Here is a 13,709-nt window from a genome sequence, read left to right as displayed (position 1 = left end):
CATCATTTACTAAAAACTTTGGCGTAGGTGAGTTTTTAGTAAAGGATGTGGCTTTTCCACAATTTTCAAGAGTTATTCTGCATATAAGGGTGCAAAATAAGGTTCCCTTTGGAGTATTCTCCTACATAGATATCTCTGATTGAGTACCCTTGGTCTCGCACTTCTTCTTCCAACCAAGCCATGTCTTTATCGGCTAGGTCTAGAATATCTGGATCTACCACACCATCTACAATAATAGGGTAACGGATTAAATCGTCCCCATTCATAACTAGCGTCAATTGTCCATTCTGTTCTAACACTGCACGGCGCACATCACTGACGAGGGTCACCCCTGCACTGCGAAGCTTCAACTGTAAATCACTACCGCGAAGGCCACGTTTCAAGCATTCCCCAACGCGAATCTTACCGCGATCAATGACAATGCTAGGGCGTCCATCGATCAGCGTTTTAATCCATCGCACATGAGCACTAAGAAAACGCAAGCCCATGACCACTATGGTCCAAGCAATAAGCACCAGAAAGAATTGCAAGATGCCGATACTTTCACTATAAATAACAGCACCAATAATACCACCTAGCACATAGTTTTGTACTTGATCTAGTGCCGAGTTCGGTGCTAAATTGCCCTTACCCATTAAGTTCATCTGTAAAATGAGGGCTAAGATACCAAGAGTTAGCTTAATAAATACTAATGTATATCCTGTTAACATATTATCGTTCGTCCTTCTTCACGTCTACAATCTTAGGATTATTATTAATCATCTCCACCGGTCGCAAGGAATAGCCATCCTTATTCATAGTGAAAGTCACCTCAAAATAGGCTTCCTCAATATTGACAATCATACGATCTTGTACGCGCAATGTATTAACGCGAATCTTATCCTTAGGCACATTGGCACGTTCACTTAAATTGTTCAAGAATTGTACCATATAGTTCGATTCTTCTGCACTATTAACATCATGAGTGTAATCATTAACTTGCAAGCCCAATAAAAACACAAGCCCTAATACAAGGATAATTCCCAAGTCACGGAACTTAGTATCAAAGCGATTGTACATAACTTTCACACCGACTACTAGCAATGCTACTAGTAAAATAGTTGTCATACTATATTGCAACAGAGATGTAAACTCTCCTCGTTGCACCACATAGGCATAGGTATAAAATTCCACAAGTACCCCTCAGTTCCTACTTTAATGTCTCATTATACTGTGCCCGTTCACCGCCTACAAATTTAGGCCGCACACGAGCCGCTGTCACATGGGCTGCACCGATTTCTTTTATGCTTAAACGCACAGGTACTACCACATGTTTTAGATGCATGCCAATGAACGTATCTCCAATGTCGATACCCGCATCAGCTTTTACATACTCTACCAACACAGGATCTGACCACGTAGCATAGGCTGTAGTCGCCATGGAACCTCCTGCATGTTGTACAGGCACTACATTCACTTCTTCATAGCCCCGCACCAATGCAGCATGACGTTCCATCACCAAGGCCCGATTGAGATGTTCGCAGCACTGAATGGCTATATCAAAGCCATATTCATGTTGTACTTCAAACAGAGCTCTACATAAGTCTTCCGCTATATCGAGAGAGGAATCCTTACCAATATGTCCCCCTCTAACTTCGCTAGTAGAGCATCCCACGACTAGTAGTTTCCCTTCTTGGAGTTTTCCTACTGTAGCCAGCTCAGTGATGGCAGCTTTCATAGACTCATATATAGTTCTATTCATACTATCTCCTCCCTTTCCATACATACGAATAGGTTCAAGCAAGTGTATCTCTATCCTCGCATATTACTTTGACCGCGACACCGACCATCTGAGTACGAAATAATAGTACCTTATGCCATTAGTTAGCCATATGTACCACACGTTGTGGATACGGGATATCGATACCCTCTGCATCAAAACGATCTTTCACATCGGACATAACACCATAATAAACTTCTCTATAATCACTAGCGTTAATTAAAGGATATGCCACAATATTTACAGAACTATCACCAAATTCTTTAATACCAATTTCTAAGCTATCCATATTATGAACCTTGCCTGTGCTTACAAGAATCTCTTTAATGATTTCAATGGCACGGTGGTGATCCGCATTATAGTTAATTCCAAACACAAACGTAATATATCTCGTTTGTTCATAGTTACTATTCATCAAGTTATTAGACGTAATGGCCGAGTTTGGGATAAAGACGATACGATTTTCTTTCGTTGCAATAGCTGTGTTAATCAAATGGATGGCTTTCACAGAACCTTCTACACCATTTACGGAAATCCAATCTCCCGCTTTAAATGGTTTGAAAGCCAAGATAATCAAGCCTGATGCTAAGTTGGCCATATTATTTTGTAAGGCTAAACCAATAGCGATACCAAAGGCACCAAAAGCGGCTAAAAAGTTGTTCGTTGGGAATCCCACTAAGGACAACGCTGACAAGACAACTACAGACATAATTGTATAGTAAATGATTTGAGACGCAAAGCTGCGCACCGTTTGATCATAACTAGCACGGCTCATCAGTTGTACTGACACGCGTCTCATCAATAAAGCCAAATAGCGACCTACAATCAACACAACAATGGCCAAGATGATGCTTGGTAAATATTCAATTACTAAAGATTGCATATGTCCCATAAAGGAAATGCTTTCCTCCACATGCTCTGCTACCTTTTCAGCGCCTGCCGCTGTGGCTGTGGCAACTTTTTCTTCTGCTAATAACATCCTTTACTCCTTTCCTATAAGTATATTGCTCTAACTAACTTACAGTACATGACGTTAACTCCCATACGATTGGATTCTATGACAGACATAGAACTTAACTGATTAATATATCAACTTTAAGTATACGAAAAAAAGCGGCTTTGTCAAAGACCAAAAAATATAGGATAGCTGATATACCTATCAACTACCCTATATCATATTCATTGTATCAAGTTATCATTCTTATTTAACTAAGATGAAAGTTACATTAATCGGACCATGTACACCAACAACACGAACTAACTCGATGTCTGCAGTATTGGATGGACCAGAAATATGAACTACATTGGTAGGGAACTTAGCTGGATTACTACGATAGATCTTTGCTAATTCTGCCATAGTTTGTGTCATACGTGGATGAATTGTATCTTCACGCAATACAGAAATATGCGTTAAAGGCAATAAGCCTAAGGAACGACCAGACTCTTCTGTACTTGGTTGGATAACTGTTGCTGTTTCCGCAATACCCATGATTGGGAATGTAATACCAATGTTAGAATCTTTCGCCACATTGATGTTCGCTTCACGACCTTTTGTAGCATCCCATTGATAGAATGTAGCTTGGTCTTCGCTTAATTGTTTGAAAGCTTCTTCTAATCCGTATGTTTCTACTTCTCCGGATTTAGGGTACACAACGCTACCGCCACCACGAGCAACGATTTCATCAACCAACGTTTGACCTACTTGAGAAGCTTCCACTTCGATAAGTTTAGTACCTAAACGTTCCGCTTCTGTTTTAAACATCTCTATTACTTGCTCATGGCTAAGGTCAGAATACATAGTCTCTTGAGGTCCTTTTGAAAAATCAAAAGGTGTTACAGATGTAGGAATTGAGTCACGGCCTAACGCACGAGATAGTCGACCTAAAAAGGCTTGTTTTTTTGCTTGATCCATTTTATTTCTCCTTTCCCTTTTGTGCTACGTGTTTTGCATATTCATCACGGAATTTGCTCATTTTAAGCAAGCCCATGTCTTTTGCTTTCACCCAGCCACCAACTACTGGTAATACTTTTGTCCAGTCTGCCATATGGCCATTTTTACTCATTAATTTCATGCCGATAGCACCCATTTTGGTACCCATATCGAACAAGAAGGAGTTCGCAAATACACCTGCCACTGTGTGGAAGATACTGCGTTCGATAGCCGGACGCATTTGTAATTTATCTGCAATCACTTGACGATGTTTCAACAATAATTCATGCAATGGAATCTTAACTGGGCAATGTTCCCAACATTCGCCGCACAATGTGGACGCGTATGGAAGATCGCCTGCTTCTTCATAGCCAACCAATAGTGGAGTTAATACAGCACCCATTGGACCTGGATAGATAGAGCCATAACCATGACCTGTAATGTGACGATATACAGGGCAAATGTTCATACATGCACCACAACGGATACAACGTAACATTTCTTCAAAATCGCCACCTAAAATACCAGAACGGCGGTTATCAATGATGATGATGTGTAATTCTTCTGGACCATCTGCTTCTTCCTCACGAGCAGGACCTGTGATCATGGAGAAGTAGTTGGAAATTTTAGCGCCTACAGAGGAACGAATCAACATTTCCATCATCACATCCAAGGATGCAAAGTCAGGTACCAAACGTTCCATACCCATCAATGCAATTTGCGTTTTAGGCATAGAGCTCGCCATACGACCATTACCTTCGTTAGATACGATAGTGATAGTACCAGTTTCAGCTACACCGAAGTTACATCCAGTGAAACCTACATCAGCACGCAAGAAACGATCGCGGATATAACGACGTACGAAACGAGTCATCTCTTCTGGGTTTTCAGTACCTTCATAACCTAATTTTTTCGCAAATGTATCACGAATACGGTTACGTTCAAAATGCAGTGCAGGCACTACGATATGGGATGGAGGATCAAAGTCAGCTGTTTGCAAAATAAATTCTGCCAAGTCAGTTTCGTTAACTTCGATACCCTCTTTAATTAATTCGTGGTTTAATCCGATTTCTTCAGATACCATGGTTTTGGATTTAACAACCATTTTTGCTTCTTTTGCACGAAGTACTTCCATGCAAATTGCTGTTGCTTCTTTATCATCAGCTGCAAAGTGCACATGAGCACCAGCTTTTTCAGCATTTTCAGCAAATTTATTTAAATAGTAATCCAAATTAGCCAATACATGGTCACGCAAATCAGCAGATTCATTACGGAAGTCTTCCCATTCTGCTACTTGATCTACTACAGCTTTACGTTTTTCATAGAATACATCCTGTGCTGTGTGAATGGCTTTTACTTTGAAGTCATTAGCAAGCACATCATTAACGCGTGTCTTAAACGGGCGTTTATCGTACATAATATTACTCATGGTGACTCCTCCTATCGACTATTCAACAATTCCGCAATATGCATCACACGGATATGGCGATCAATTTCTCCTTCTTTGTAAAGTCGATCTAACATACCTTCAATATTCATCAAGCAAGCCATATCGGAACCTGCTACAATGTTAGCGCCAGAATCAGCAATGTTCAATGCTTTTTCTTTTGTCATAACAGCGGAAATTTCAGGATTTTTCACTGTGAAAGTACCACCAAATCCACAGCAACGCTCAGCACGATGCAATGGTAAGTATTCTAAGCCTTGAATGCCGGCTAATAATTTCATTGGTTGTTCTTTAATTCCCATCAAACGTGTTACGTGGCAAGATTTATGGTATGTCACTTTATCATTAAAGCGAGCTCCTACATCAGTTACCCCTAATACGTCAACGATGAATTGTGTGAACTCATAAATTTTAGAGCTCAATTTTTCAGCACGTGCTAACCATTCTGGTTCATCTTTTAAAATATGATGATATTCATCACGAATCGCGAACGCACAAGAGCCAGACATGCTCACTACATAATCAGCATTTTCGAATTGTTCAATCGTATTTTTGATAGCTCCTTTTGCAGCTTCGTTGTAACCAGAGTTAACAAACATCTGACCACAGCACACTTGCTTTTTAGGAACTGTTAATTCGCAGCCAAGGTTTTCAAGAACCTTTACACCTGCCATGCCTACATGAGGGTAGAACATATCAATCAAACATTGTTGAAATAAATGAATTTTCATTGTTTCACATCCTCAACTTTAAAGTAAACTACTATCACTTGATTGGCAAAATGCATCAATCATTTCCATCTATGTACTATTAGAACGGTAGATTCTAAATAGTTTTCTGATGACTTTATTATATAGTAAATTTTCTGTAATTACAAAAGACTTGCAATATTAGCAAGAACCCATTTTTATACTATTTTGCTAGTCATTATCAATCAGCCAATTTGTACCAAAAATCACACGTTTTTCCTAGTCTCATCAAGCCTTATGGCATCAAGGCTTATATAATTTTTATGTATTTTAATACATATCAAATCTTCTATTAAAACACACTTGTCTTTTCTGCCTCTAATTCCCATCTAAAATTAGTACTATAACCAAAACTCATGAAAGAGATAACCCTCGCTCTATGATTCAACTTTTTATATGGCAAATTCATTGACAAATATCACTCTTTTTGCATGGAGCGAATCTTTCAAATATGGTATGATAAACATAATAATACACAATTTACTTGTCTATATTTGGAGGTATATTATGAAACGTATATATACAACATTATTGCTGACTGCATTACCACTTTTCATCTTACAAGCAAATACTGTCAACGTACCCCCTTCTGACACTCCTATATCTACCCCTAAAACGTTTACATATTCTCAGCCAAACAGCACCCCTACCTTTGATCGGGTGCAAAAATATCGTTTTACCGATGTACCGACTACTTTTTGGGCCTATCAATCTATTACAAGAATGACAAAAGAAGGTCTAATGAGTGGCTATCGCAATGGCATGTTTAAACCGAATGAGCCTCTATCTCGTGAAGAGGCGGCCTCTTTATTTAGCAATATGCTTGGTGATACTCCGTCTGTCATGCTAGCCAGCTCTTTCTCAGATATCACCTCTGACCGTTGGTCTTCCTTGGCTATTGAAAGTGTAGCAAGGGCTAATATCATCAGTGGCTATGGAGATTCCACCTATCGGCCAGAGCAATATATGTCTCGTCAAGAGTTTGCCGTCGTTGCCAATAAATTTTTACACTACCAAGGGTACCACACAGAAGATCCAACAGCCCTCGATAACATCCATTTTAGCGACCAAAAATTCATTGCCCCTTGGGCACAATCATCAGTACGAGAACTAGCCCTATTTGGGTTTATTAACTACAGCACAACTGGTTTATTTAACCCTGAAAAATATGTAACCCGTGCTGAGGCTGCAGAAATTACCTATCGCTTACTCTTCTCCAAAGAAGCTATTGCTATTCAACATACAATTCAGCAGCAACAAATGGAAAACACGGCACGCGCTCTGATCAAAAAGACATTTGGTGAAAACTACGATTTCCACAACCGTGGTGCCATGTTCTGGCGTGATGGTAAATTAGTCATTTCCTTTACATCTACGAGTGATGTGAAGGCTATCACAGCGGAAACTGCTTATATTAAAGACAAACACTTCTTAGATAACCACATCATTACAACAGGTACTTATAGCTTAGGTGACTTTGACAATTTACAAACCGATGCGGCTTACTTGTATCGTCAATTAGAGCCTCATGGTACCATTCTAGGAGTCACACCAACTCCAAATGTAGATGGCTTAATTTTAACCGTAGACCGATTACATACCACAACACAAACAGCATTTGCTAAAAAGTTTGGCAAGAAAATTCAGCTCAAAACTAATTCATAGGTATACGTTAATTGATAATGTACCAGAGTAGCCAATGCTAAATACAACAAAGCCTATCAGATGTAAAACCATACTTTTATTTTTTATTTTCATGCTTGTATATAGAAAAAGAGGAACGTTGATACGATACGATATGATCAACGTTCCTCTTTTATATTGGGAGCTATTTCGTTACAACTTTCTTTACATTTGAAGCTAAACGTATTGTTACCCTAAATTCAAATGTAGATATATCTTAAATATTTATATTTTAAAGGCTTATACGCCTTCAGCATGCCTACCTATTAGCATACATCTAGCAAGTTACACCTTCCAACTCCAAGCTAAACACCTCTTCGGCAGGTCCCGTCATATACACGGTTCCATCCTCATCATAATCAATATGTAAAGTACCAAGGTATAACTCCACATCTACAGAACGTCCAGTAAGTCCTTTTTCATGAGCCATCACAGCACTAGAGCAAGATCCTGTACCACATGCCAATGTGGCCCCAGCACCACGCTCCCAAGTTCTGACTTTCACCGTGTTCTCATTCACTACTTGTACAAAATTCACATTTGTCCCTTTCGGGAATAGAGGATGCTTTTCAATCTTCGGTCCTAGCACAGTAAGTGGCATAGTCTTCACATCATCTACAAATACTTCTGTATGTGGTACTCCTAATAAAACAGAGCTCACCACATAGGATGTGCCATCTACATCAATGGTATAATCAATGACTTTCTCTGCCTCCACAGCCATAGGAATCGCACTAGCTGTGAAAGTAGGTTTTCCCATATTCACTTTCACAAGCTTTGCTACACCATCCTCGGCTATAATTTCTGGCGTCATAATCCCTGCCAATGTTTCTACCGTGAAGATATCTTTTGTGATAATCTTGCGGTCATACGCATATTTAGCAAAGCAACGAATGCCATTTCCACACATTTCTGCTTCACTACCATCAGAATTGATAATACGCATACGCACATCCGCCATCTCGGAAGACATAACAATGACAAGACCATCAGCACCAATCCCCGTATGACGATCACAAAGACGTTGTGCCATGTCCGTCACATCAAGTTCTAATGTACCCTCATCGAAAAAAACAATAAAATCATTTCCTAAACCGTGCATTTTTGTTATTTTCATACATATCTCCCCTTGTGTATCCTATACAATTCCTATCTCCATAGAGCGGATTATTAATTTATCGCAAAATATAGCCTTTACTTTTATACATTTTGATGAAATCCACTGTACATGACTATAATTTATTTGTCATTTATATTACCATGAATATAGGAAAAATAATAGGTACGTTTTCCTAAGCAGTATTAGGTTAATCATATATTGGAGGTGATTTCACTATGCTTCCTGAAGAACGTTATTCTGCTATTTTACGACGCTTGAAACAAAATCGGGTTGTTACCGTACACGAACTGGTAACAGCGTTGTCATCTTCAGCGCCTACAATACGCAGAGATTTAGCCTATCTCCACAACAAAGGGTTATTACAAAAGGTTCACGGCGGTGCAGCCAGCCTCACTATCGACCATACTACAACGGATATAGATATGCTTCCTAAGTCCGTCATGTATCGCGACGCAAAAGAATCTATCGCCTTAGCGGCCTCTGAGTTAATCAGTCCATCTGGTTTTATCTTCATTGATGCAGGCAGTACCACTGAAATGGTATTACATTACTTACAGCATACCAATGCTACCTTTGTGACTAACGGCATTCATCATGCTACCCATTTAGCATCGCGCCATATGAAAGTCATCTTATTAGGTGGCACCGTAAATCCCATTTCATCATCCGTCGTCGGTAGCGTAGCCCTCAATCAATTGGAATCGTATAACTTTACCCAAGGGTTCTTTAGTACCCATGGAATTAGTTTTAAATCTGGCTTTACTACAGAAGATCCTCTTGATGCCTCTGTAAAAGAAAAAGCATTGCAAAAATGTCACAACGCTTTCGTTCTAGCAGATCCATCTAAGTTTGATCGTATTTCATCTGTAACCTTTGCTAGCATTGATAAAGCGTCTATTATTACTACAAAATTACCTAATGAATTATATCGGAACTATGCAAATATTCAAGAAGTTGATCATCATCGTTAATTGTAAAAGCTGTCATCCCTAGACGTATATGTCTAACGGTATGACAGCTTTTTTTGCAATCTAGAAACGTCATTTATCCAAGTATACAATTTATATCTATCTTTTTCGATGTGTTTGCGTTATAATATGATGTATTTTATATTTTATGCGTTTTGAAATGGAGATTAGCATGAGCTTTTTGAAAGACTTTAAAGACTTTGCCATGCGCGGTAATGTAGTAGATTTAGCCGTCGGTGTTATCATTGGTGCCGCTTTTGGTAAAATTGTTACTTCCTTGGTAAACGATGTCGTGATGCCCCCTATCGGCTTATTATTAGGCGGTGTAGACTTTTCCAATTTATTTATCCCTTTAACAACTAGTGGTGCTCCCACTACCTTAGCAGAAGCAAAAGCAGCGGGTATTCCTGTATTAGCCTATGGCCTTTTCTTGAACACAGTATTTGAATTTCTTATTATTGCATTTTGTATTTTCATTATCAGCAGCCAAATTAAACGATTTACACCTACTGAAGCACCAGTGATAGTCCGTAAATGTGACTATTGCCGTGAAGCGATTGCTGACGATGCCACACGCTGTCCACATTGTACAGCTGAATTGGCGATCAAAGAATGCTAGCTATAACAATTCCTAGCACCTACCCTTTTGAGTTTTAACTTTATACAATATTAATAGGAAAGGACTGACACGAGTGTCAGTCCTTTACCTATAATTAGTATTATGTGAAATGCATAATGCATGATCACAACAAACCTAGCATATACTTTTTATTATGTATATTGCTTTTCAAATATAGCATAACTAGATATTTAAAATCAAGTTTTAAAATATTCATTTCGCAGATGACAATAAAACCCTTAATACAAAGGATTCTCCAACTCGTTAATACAGATAAATTGCAATCTCATAGACACATCTAAAATGATTATATGTAAAACAATTATCATCTTGATTTAATAAAAATAGCACCAAGAGAATCCACTCTTGGTACTATTTATATAACTATTGTATTAAACTTCTAATAGGCAGATCCTTTTCCAATGGCTTTTACTAAACGTGGTCTCCAATGGAATGCGGCTTGGTACGCTGCATAACCAAATAAGATGACAGAAACCCCTCCTTGTACAGGAATTTCGCCACAGGCGTAGATAGCATAGCTATCATAAGCAATGGCCAATGCGCTCATCACATAAATTAGGCGACGTAAGCTAATACTAGCGTCCTCAACGGATAACATCTTATTCACTGCTATACAACAAAGAATATAAGGGAATACATTTGTCACTACCGCTAAGTTTACCAGTTGAGCAAACTGTTCATTCAAGCTTTCATCGGTGGTCATCAACGCTAAGATTCCTTGCAATGCTAAGAGAATGAAAATACCTCGCACCGGAGAATCCATACGATTTACACGGGCGAACACTTTAGGAAAGAAGCCCGCTTCTGCACAACTTTTAAAAACACGGCTTAAAGTAAACTGCCATCCCATAATCGCCCCAAAGCAGGACACTGCCATAAGAGCCATCACGAATTTGCCCACTATACCATTAAACATGTAAGCAAATACTAAACCGAAAGGAGCGGTGGAATTCACTAACTCGATGTTAGGGATAATGCCCGCCATAATATTCGTAGATACAATGTAAACCACGGCTACTGCCAAAGTGCCAAAAAATGTCGCTATCGGTACATTCTTCTTAGGATTTTCAACAGCATCTGCATTGGCTGCTGCTGATTCAAAGCCTAAAAAGCCCCACAATGTGAGAGAAATAGACTGACTGACCGCATCAAATACAGGCAGCTCTTGCGGGTTCCAAACAGATACAAACATCTCTGGATCGAACCAAAACCAACCAAACACGCCGATAAACAAGACCGGCAACATTGTTCCCCAAATGGTGATATTACTAATACGACCTGTGCTCTTATTGCCACGTACATTAACTAGCGCTGTCACTAATAATAACGCAATCGTGGTTAAGCTTACTTCAAATGGAGACAATTCCAAATCAAAGAGTACCGCTCCATAGCCTACGATAGATATAGCAATGGCAACATTAGCAATCACTAGAGAGACCGCATAGGAATAGTTAGCCATAAAATGACCCGTCCTACCAAAGGCGTATTCCACATAGCCTCCTAGGCCCCCATGCTTTTTCGTAAATAAGCCACATTGGGCAAAAATATAGGCCAATGTAAGAGAGCCAAATACGGTAATTATCCAAGAAAGGATAGAAATAGTACCTACCTGTGCTAATTGAGACGGTAGCATAATAATTCCAGCACCCAACATATTGGCTGCCACGATGGATGTCAGTTGGAATACAGACATTTTTTTAGCGGTGGTTTTCATGTATCAAGCCCCTTTCCATACATCACTTGAGTCATTTCAAGTATCCGTGTCATCAAAAACCGCTAGCGTCACTAGTCCGTACGGGATGGGTTCGGATGTAGTGACGCGATTTCATTCATTTATCGATTCATTGTAACACCTTTTACCCCTCATGGATAGATGTTTTTTCACATTTTCTAGGATTATTATAACTTTCTATCATTTCTCCATCTTCCTATGATATACTATAGAAAATATGCTATGTCCATATAAAAGAAAGGATGTCCTTATGCAAGAACAAATCATTCAACTCTTGAGCGATGTAAACGGATTCCTCTGGAATAACATCATCATCGCACTCCTCATTATTGCCGGCGTTTGGTTTACGACGACCACACGATTCGTGCAATTACGACAACTACCAGAAATGTTCCGTATTTTAAAATCTGGTGCCGGAGAAAAAAGTAAAGGTGACCATCATATTTCTCCATTCCAAGCATTCTGTATCAGCGTTGCTTCTCACGTAGGTGTTGGTAATATAGCAGGTATCGCTATTGCCATTTCTTTAGGTGGCCCAGGTGCTGTGTTCTGGATGTGGTTTATCGCTCTACTTGGCGCAGCTACTAGTTTCATCGAAAACACATTAGGCCAAATCTACAAAGAGCGCTTACCTGATGGCTCCTTCCGTGGCGGTCCATCCTATTACATTCGTCATGGCTTGAACAGCCCATTCTTATCTGTTCTATTCGCTATCTTAATCAGCGTTACATACGGCTTAATCTACAACTCTGTACAAGCGAATACCATTGCTATCGCTGTGCAACCATGGAATATCGATGCCTCTACAACAGGTCTTATCGTAGCAGCTTTATCTGCACTTGTTATCTTCGGTGGTGCCAAACGTATCGCTCAAACAGCTGAATTTTTAGTGCCTTTCATGGCTGGATTGTACTTCTTAATTGCTTTGTATATTGTCATTGCTAATATCTCTGTATTACCAACTGTGATTTCTGCTATCTTTACACAAGCTTTCACGATTGATTCTGCCACAGGCGGTTTCATCGGTGCTGCTGTAATGCAAGGCATCAAACGCGGTTTGTTCTCAAACGAAGCCGGCGAAGGTTCCGTACCAAATGCGTCCGCTTCTGCTGATGTCAATCACCCTGTAAAACAAGGTTTAATCATGTCCCTTGGGGTGTTCGTGGATACCATGTTTGTATGTACTGCCTCCGCCTTCATCGTTCTTGTATCTGGCGAATATGTGCACTCAGATCTAACAGGTATTGCCCTTGTTCAACACAGTATTGGACACCAATTAGGCTCTTGGGCACCTGCAGTCATCGCATTGTTCGTATTCATGTTTGCTTATAGTTCCATTATCGGTAACTATTTCTACGGCGAAGTGAATATTGCGCACATGACAAAGAACAACAAATTCGCTATTAACCTATTCCGTGCTCTTGTTATCATCATGGTCTATGTTGGCTGTATTGCTGAATTGAACCTTGTATGGAACTTAGCCGACTTGTTTATGGCGTTCCTAGTGCTTTGCAACATTACATCTATCTTGCGCCTAGGTAAATTAGTTACTATCGCTCTGAAAGATTATTTGAACCAAAAATCTAAAGGTATTGAAGATCCAATCTTCGACCGCACTGTTTTACCAACACAAAAAGGTATCACTTGGTGGTACAAAGGTCACGAAAACGAATAATAGTAT

The 13,709-nt window shown here is 39.5% G+C and carries 13 protein-coding genes; 4 read left to right on the top strand and 9 right to left on the bottom strand.

Annotated elements, in window-relative coordinates; translation table 11 throughout:
* Window positions 1–65: 65 nt before the first annotated feature.
* The 7 genes from EO117_RS06665 to EO117_RS06635 all read right to left on the bottom strand — a co-directional run bounded on the left by EO117_RS06665 (window position 66) and on the right by EO117_RS06635 (window position 5,867).
* Window positions 66–710: a DUF421 domain-containing protein gene (locus EO117_RS06665; protein WP_126939704.1), complete on the bottom strand. Its 645-nt coding sequence runs from the start codon at window positions 708–710 to the stop codon at window positions 66–68.
* A gap of 1 nt (window position 711) precedes the next feature.
* Window positions 712–1,173 (bottom strand): DUF3290 family protein, encoded by a 462-nt coding sequence (locus EO117_RS06660; RefSeq protein ID WP_126939703.1) that lies wholly within the window; start codon window positions 1,171–1,173, stop codon window positions 712–714.
* 16 nt (window positions 1,174–1,189) lie between these two features.
* Window positions 1,190–1,741, bottom strand: coding sequence for a TIGR01440 family protein (locus EO117_RS06655; protein WP_126939702.1), 552 nt, complete (start codon window positions 1,739–1,741; stop codon window positions 1,190–1,192).
* 118 nt (window positions 1,742–1,859) lie between these two features.
* A complete protein-coding gene (locus EO117_RS06650; RefSeq protein WP_126939701.1) occupies window positions 1,860–2,738 on the bottom strand; it encodes a mechanosensitive ion channel family protein in 879 nt (292 codons plus the stop codon).
* Window positions 2,739–2,960: 222 nt separating this feature from the next.
* Window positions 2,961–3,671 carry a lactate utilization protein C gene (locus tag EO117_RS06645; protein WP_126939700.1) on the bottom strand — a complete coding sequence of 237 codons (711 nt, stop codon included), beginning with the start codon at window positions 3,669–3,671 and terminating at the stop codon, window positions 2,961–2,963.
* Between the two features lies 1 nt (window position 3,672).
* A complete protein-coding gene (locus EO117_RS06640) occupies window positions 3,673–5,118 on the bottom strand; it encodes a LutB/LldF family L-lactate oxidation iron-sulfur protein (protein WP_126939699.1) in 1,446 nt (481 codons plus the stop codon).
* Between the two features lie 11 nt (window positions 5,119–5,129).
* A complete protein-coding gene (locus EO117_RS06635; protein WP_126939698.1) occupies window positions 5,130–5,867 on the bottom strand; it encodes a (Fe-S)-binding protein in 738 nt (245 codons plus the stop codon).
* Window positions 5,868–6,392: 525 nt separating this feature from the next.
* Between EO117_RS06635 and EO117_RS06630 the strand changes: the two genes are divergently transcribed.
* On the top strand, window positions 6,393–7,550 hold the full coding sequence (locus tag EO117_RS06630) for an S-layer homology domain-containing protein (RefSeq protein ID WP_126939697.1): 1,158 nt from the start codon (window positions 6,393–6,395) through the stop codon (window positions 7,548–7,550).
* Window positions 7,551–7,845: 295 nt separating this feature from the next.
* On the opposite strand, the gene dapF is transcribed toward EO117_RS06630, so the two are convergent.
* The gene (dapF, locus tag EO117_RS06625; RefSeq protein WP_126939696.1) at window positions 7,846–8,685 is read right to left on the bottom strand and encodes a diaminopimelate epimerase; all 840 of its coding nucleotides are present in this window, start codon (window positions 8,683–8,685) and stop codon (window positions 7,846–7,848) included.
* A gap of 218 nt (window positions 8,686–8,903) precedes the next feature.
* On the opposite strand from dapF, the gene EO117_RS06620 reads away from it, so the two are divergent.
* On the top strand, window positions 8,904–9,659 hold the full coding sequence (locus EO117_RS06620) for a DeoR/GlpR family DNA-binding transcription regulator (RefSeq protein WP_126939695.1): 756 nt from the start codon (window positions 8,904–8,906) through the stop codon (window positions 9,657–9,659).
* A gap of 169 nt (window positions 9,660–9,828) precedes the next feature.
* Window positions 9,829–10,275: a large conductance mechanosensitive channel protein MscL gene (gene mscL, locus EO117_RS06615; protein WP_126939694.1), complete on the top strand. Its 447-nt coding sequence runs from the start codon at window positions 9,829–9,831 to the stop codon at window positions 10,273–10,275.
* Between the two features lie 400 nt (window positions 10,276–10,675).
* Here the strand turns inward: mscL and potE are convergent, their stop codons facing one another.
* Complete coding sequence (gene potE / locus EO117_RS06610; protein WP_126939693.1) at window positions 10,676–12,010, bottom strand: putrescine-ornithine antiporter; 1,335 nt, start codon at window positions 12,008–12,010, stop codon at window positions 10,676–10,678.
* A gap of 268 nt (window positions 12,011–12,278) precedes the next feature.
* On the opposite strand from potE, the gene EO117_RS06605 reads away from it, so the two are divergent.
* The gene (locus tag EO117_RS06605; protein ID WP_126939692.1) at window positions 12,279–13,703 is read left to right on the top strand and encodes a sodium:alanine symporter family protein; all 1,425 of its coding nucleotides are present in this window, start codon (window positions 12,279–12,281) and stop codon (window positions 13,701–13,703) included.
* The last annotated feature ends 6 nt before the right edge of the window (window positions 13,704–13,709 follow it).

It is taken from the genome of Veillonella sp. VA142, from assembly GCF_003992135.1.
Lineage (GTDB): Bacteria > Bacillota > Negativicutes > Veillonellales > Veillonellaceae > F0422.
This window is presented reverse-complemented; position numbering and strand designations above follow the sequence as displayed.

What these genes read in the sequence shown, in the direction of transcription:
- EO117_RS06640 (WP_126939699.1), bottom strand. Translation starts at nt 5,118, where the DNA reads ATGAGTAATATTATGTACGATAAACGCCCGTTTAAGACACGCGTTAAT.
- dapF (WP_126939696.1), bottom strand. Translation starts at nt 8,685, where the DNA reads ATGAAAATAACAAAAATGCACGGTTTAGGAAATGATTTTATTGTTTTT.
- EO117_RS06650 (WP_126939701.1), bottom strand. Translation starts at nt 2,738, where the DNA reads ATGTTATTAGCAGAAGAAAAAGTTGCCACAGCCACAGCGGCAGGCGCT.
- EO117_RS06665 (WP_126939704.1), bottom strand. Translation starts at nt 710, where the DNA reads ATGTTAACAGGATATACATTAGTATTTATTAAGCTAACTCTTGGTATC.
- EO117_RS06620 (WP_126939695.1), top strand. Translation starts at nt 8,904, where the DNA reads ATGCTTCCTGAAGAACGTTATTCTGCTATTTTACGACGCTTGAAACAA.
- EO117_RS06635 (WP_126939698.1), bottom strand. Translation starts at nt 5,867, where the DNA reads ATGAAAATTCATTTATTTCAACAATGTTTGATTGATATGTTCTACCCT.
- EO117_RS06655 (WP_126939702.1), bottom strand. Translation starts at nt 1,741, where the DNA reads ATGAATAGAACTATATATGAGTCTATGAAAGCTGCCATCACTGAGCTG.
- potE (WP_126939693.1), bottom strand. Translation starts at nt 12,010, where the DNA reads ATGAAAACCACCGCTAAAAAAATGTCTGTATTCCAACTGACATCCATC.
- mscL (WP_126939694.1), top strand. Translation starts at nt 9,829, where the DNA reads ATGAGCTTTTTGAAAGACTTTAAAGACTTTGCCATGCGCGGTAATGTA.
- EO117_RS06605 (WP_126939692.1), top strand. Translation starts at nt 12,279, where the DNA reads ATGCAAGAACAAATCATTCAACTCTTGAGCGATGTAAACGGATTCCTC.
- EO117_RS06630 (WP_126939697.1), top strand. Translation starts at nt 6,393, where the DNA reads ATGAAACGTATATATACAACATTATTGCTGACTGCATTACCACTTTTC.
- EO117_RS06645 (WP_126939700.1), bottom strand. Translation starts at nt 3,671, where the DNA reads ATGGATCAAGCAAAAAAACAAGCCTTTTTAGGTCGACTATCTCGTGCG.